This is a genomic window from Streptomyces coffeae, assembly GCF_016741875.1.
In the GTDB taxonomy this organism is placed as follows: domain Bacteria; phylum Actinomycetota; class Actinomycetes; order Streptomycetales; family Streptomycetaceae; genus Streptomyces; species Streptomyces coffeae.
On the sequence record NZ_JAERRF010000100.1, the window covers coordinates 1 to 2727 of the forward strand.

Below are 2727 nucleotides of genomic sequence, written 5' to 3' on the forward strand. Positions count from 1 at the left end.
ACTGCGTGACAAGCCACTAGTAGGGCTTGGTCGGGTTGGTATCGCGGTGGGTATGTCGCGGTGACAGGTGGGGCAGGCGCCGGTCCAGACGGCGAGGAGTAACTGCATCTCGCGGACGACCTGGTAGAGGCTCAGGCGAACGCCGCTTCTTTTGGGGAGCGGGCAATGCGCTGGAGTGTGCAGAAGGCGTGGGCGGCGGAGACGAGGGTGACGTGGTGGTGCCAGCCGTTCCAGGTGCGGCCTTCAAAGTGGGCCAGAGCCTGTTTCATCTCGCGGTAGTCGTGCTCGATGCGCCACCGGAGCTTGGCGAGCCGCACGAGCGTGACGAGCGGGGTGTCGTCGGGCAGGTTGGAGAGCCAGAACTGCACCGGCTCCAGCTCGCTGGCGGGCCATTGGGCCGGCAGCCAGCAGGCGGGCAGTTCAGGGCCGCCTGTGGCCTTGCGGATCTCGCGTCCAGCGGGGCGGATCCGCAGTGCGACGAACCGCGAGTACATGCGTCTGAACCCGCTGCGGCCGGTGCCCGGGCGAGAGCCCTCCCGCCACTGCACGGGCCGGGCCGCCTGCTTCCCTGCGGCGGTGATCAGCTCCTTCACGCTCCTGGCTGTCTCGGGGTAGGCCGGTGCGGGCCGTCGGCCCCTGCCGCTGTGGGGCGGCGTGCAGAGCACCGCGGCGCCCGGCTGGGCGGTGACGGTGGTGGAGATGCCTACCACGTAGCCCGCGTGTCTCCAGACCGAGGCGGAAGGCCGCGGTGTCCCCGTAGCCGCCATCGGCCACGGCGAAGGGGACATCGACACCCCAGGACCGGGTCTCGTCGATCATGTCCAGGGCCAGTTGCCACTTCTCGACGTGGCCCACGTCCGGCGGGATGCCGCACCGCTGGCGGCGGGCCACTTCAGCGGGGTCGGCCTGGGGCGAGGCCGGATCCCAGCTTTTGGGGAGGAACAAGCGCCAGTCGATCGCCGCCGAGGCGGTGGGTCGACGGCGGTGATGTTGTCGTCGATCATCTCGGCGCCAAATTATTCGGCCTGGGCCCGCATGTTCTCCATCAGCACCGGGCCGTCGACCTCTTCGGGGAAGCCGGGGAAGTTCTCGACTTCGGTGGTGGTGGTCAGGGAGCCGCCGACAAAGATGCCGCTGCCGAACAGCACGGGGGTGAGCTGGGCGCGGGCGGTGTAGAGGGCGGCGGTGTATCCGGCCGGGCCGGAGCCGATGATGACGACCTCGTGTACGTCGGAGGTCGTGGAGGCGGCGTCGGTCACGGGCGTCACGCCTCCCGCTTGGCGTCGATCTCGGCGATAAGGGCCTCGATGCGGGTCCTGATCTCGTCGCGGATCGGCCGTACGGCCTCAACGCCCTTGCCGGCGGGGTCTTCCAGGGCCCAGTCGAGGTACTTCTTGCCGGGGAAGATCGGGCAGGCGTCGCCGCAGCCCATGGTGATGACGTAGTCGGACGCCTGGACGGCCTCGGTGGTCAGGATCTTCGGCGTGGCGGCGGATATGTCGACGCCGACTTCCTTCATCGCCTCGACCGCGGCGGGGTTCACCTGGTCGCCTGGGATTGAGCCGGCGGAGCGGACCTCGATCCGGTCACCCGCGAGGTGGGTGAGGAATCCGGCGGCCATCTGCGAGCGGCCCGCGTTGTGGACGCAGACGAACAGCACGGAGGCGAGCGGAGCGGCAGGCATGGGTTCTTCTTTCATAAAACGGACCAACTACGGGAGACGTGGGTGGTTCAGGCGGGCAGAGAGGCCAGCAGGCCGGTGATACGGGCGTCGATGTCGTCGCGGATCTGCCTCACGACGGCGATCGGCACACCGTCGGGGTCGGCGACGGGCCAGTCCAGGTAGCGGCGGCCCGGCACGATGGGGCAGGCGTCGCCGCAGCCCATGGTGATGACGATGTCGGCGGCCTGGATGACCTCGTCGGTCAGAGGCTTGGGGAACGCGTCGGCCACCTCGGCGCCCGTCTCGGTCAGGACCTGCGCAATGTGCGGCTCCACCTCGGCGGCCGGATGCGTGCCCGCCGAGGAGACGGTCACCCGCCCGGCGGCCCGGTACTGAAGGAGGGCGGCTGCGAGCTGGGAACGGCCGGCGTTGTGGCTGCACACGAACAGCACCCGCGGCAGCCCGGAGCCCGGCACGCTCTGGACGTGCGCGAGGGCGTCAAGGCGTTCGGCGGTGAGGCGCTCGGCCAGTACGACCAGGTGTGTGGCAACGCGTGCGGTCTCGGCCAGGCGACGGTAGGAGTCGGCGAGCAGGCCCTGCACGGTCTCGGCCGAGAGGTGGCCCGCGTGCCGGGTGGCGAGCCGGGCCGCGCTGGCAGCCAGACGGGGGTCGGGCAGAACGGGCGGTGAGGAGGCGGGCATGGTGAGACCCTTCCGACGGACCTCTAGGTCAGCCCGGACTGGTATCAGTGCCGGATGATGTGACAGTATCAGCCCATGCTGACGTCAGTCGACACTGATCTGATCCGGGTGCTGGCCGATCCGATCAGGATGAAGATCGTGACCCTGCTCGCCCACGAGACGCTGTGCACCACGCATCTGGTGGAGGAGACCGGCGCACGCCAGACCAACCTTTCCAATCACCTGAAGGTGCTGCGCGAGGCCGGGCTGGTGGAGACCGAGCCGTGCGGGCGGTTCACGTACTACCGGCTGAAGGCTGACGTCCTGGCCACGGTGGCCGGGCAGTTCACCGAGCTGGCCGAGACCGCCCTAGCCACCGCCGCC

3 protein-coding genes and 2 pseudogenes are annotated in these 2727 nt (G+C 69.6%); 1 reads left to right on the forward strand and 4 read right to left on the reverse strand.

Translation table 11 applies throughout. The annotated features are described in order from the left end of the window. Positions 1–131: 131 nt before the first annotated feature. The 4 genes and pseudogenes from JK363_RS41095 to JK363_RS41110 form a co-directional block, all read right to left on the reverse strand. Positions 132–945, reverse strand: a pseudogene (locus JK363_RS41095) (IS701 family transposase). A 74-nt stretch (positions 946–1019) separates the two neighbouring features. Further along, positions 1020–1259: pseudogene (locus JK363_RS41100) on the reverse strand (NAD(P)/FAD-dependent oxidoreductase); the annotation flags it as partial. A 5-nt stretch (positions 1260–1264) separates the two neighbouring features. Further along, a complete protein-coding gene (locus tag JK363_RS41105; RefSeq protein ID WP_201883437.1) occupies positions 1265–1684 on the reverse strand; it encodes an arsenate reductase ArsC in 420 nt (139 codons plus the stop codon). 47 nt (positions 1685–1731) lie between these two features. Next, complete coding sequence (locus JK363_RS41110) at positions 1732–2364, reverse strand: arsenate-mycothiol transferase ArsC (protein ID WP_201883438.1); 633 nt, start codon at positions 2362–2364, stop codon at positions 1732–1734. Positions 2365–2439: 75 nt separating this feature from the next. On the opposite strand from JK363_RS41110, the gene JK363_RS41115 reads away from it, so the two are divergent. Next, positions 2440–2727 (forward strand): ArsR/SmtB family transcription factor (locus tag JK363_RS41115; protein WP_201883439.1); only part of this gene is annotated, 288 nt, incomplete at its 3' end.